The 1,138-nt window shown below is 59.6% G+C and carries 3 protein-coding genes; all 3 read right to left on the reverse strand.

The features are described 5' to 3' along the window. Positions 1-21 precede the first annotated feature (21 nt). Positions 22-210: a hypothetical protein gene (locus tag HUK65_RS18445; RefSeq protein ID WP_179907748.1), complete on the reverse strand. Its 189-nt coding sequence runs from the start codon at positions 208-210 to the stop codon at positions 22-24. 17 nt (positions 211-227) lie between these two features. After that, on the reverse strand, positions 228-620 hold the full coding sequence (locus tag HUK65_RS18450) for a hypothetical protein (RefSeq protein ID WP_179907750.1): 393 nt from the start codon (positions 618-620) through the stop codon (positions 228-230). Between the two features lie 444 nt (positions 621-1,064). Continuing rightward, on the reverse strand, positions 1,065-1,138 hold a 74-nt coding region (locus HUK65_RS19230; RefSeq protein ID WP_179907300.1), incomplete at its 5' end, for an SEC-C metal-binding domain-containing protein.

Consider the following 1,138-nt stretch of genomic DNA (forward strand, 5'->3'; position numbering starts at 1 on the left):
GGAGCACCAGCAGACGTTGCTTCAGCCGACCGCCTTGTGACGCGCGGCGATGGCGCGGGCGCGGCTGATCGCATCGCTCTGGGCCGCGAACACTGCAAGTTCGTGCTCGATGCGCTCGAAGATCGGCAGATAGACCGGATCACCCACCACCAGCGCAGCGGCCATGCGGTGCATCCGTTGCAGGTCAGACAAGGTGACGGGTTCGGGCATGGCCATGACTCTTGCTGTTACCTTGGGTCTTTACGCCGGGCGCGCTGATTTATTCGCTGGGATGGGAAAGAAAGGCGGGCACCGCGAAGGCGCTCGAACAGCGTGTCGAACTGCTGAATGCGATCGCATGCTCCGGCTCGGATCTCAGCCATTTTTCTTGGTGGTGACTGGGAACCGCTGATGCGCCAGCAATCCAACCGACCATGAGCGCTGCGGTTCTGGATCGCGAGCGGATCGTTTCCAATGAAATCGGCGTCAAGAGATACCCACGCGACTTCAAAGCCGGTCAGACGGGCAATCACAGCGTGAGCGGCTTCGTGGAAGGCAGACTTGAAGATTTCGAGTTCGAACCAGTTCAACTTGAGCAGATCTTCTGCCGTCTTCAGTTCGCAAACGGTCTCGGATTTCATGGGAACCTCGTTCGTGCATAGGGGCGATACCGAAGCGGGAACTGCTACGGCAAACCTATTACTAGACACGTTTTCGGCGTCTGTCGCGAGGCAATGGTCGGGATTCTTTTTGGCGCAAGCAAATGAAAGTAAAAGGAACTTTTTGCTAAGTTGACAGTTTTACACGGATTTCGCGCAAGACATCACAAGACTTACAAGGCCGAAGGTCCCTCGGCCAGCTCCACTCCCCACCCGCTCGTCATCGACCACGCTGTTTGGACGGCAGATCCGCCCCGGCCAGAAGCGGTGGGTCGAATGGACCGGAGTTGGGGACCGGCCTCATGCAGGGACACCGTCACTGGTTTCGCCACCACGTGGGCGCCGACGTCATCCCGATAGAGCTCGGTTACTGGGTTCAAGCGCAAGACTGCTGGGTGACCTCCCCGTCGTCCACCGAGCGCCCCGTCAGTGCACCGTCTCCTGCCCGCAGCACTTCTTGAACTTGCGCCCCGACCCGCAGGGGCACGGATCGTTGCGGC

This window comes from Rhabdonatronobacter sediminivivens (assembly GCF_013415485.1).
GTDB lineage: Bacteria > Pseudomonadota > Alphaproteobacteria > Rhodobacterales > Rhodobacteraceae > Rhabdonatronobacter > Rhabdonatronobacter sediminivivens.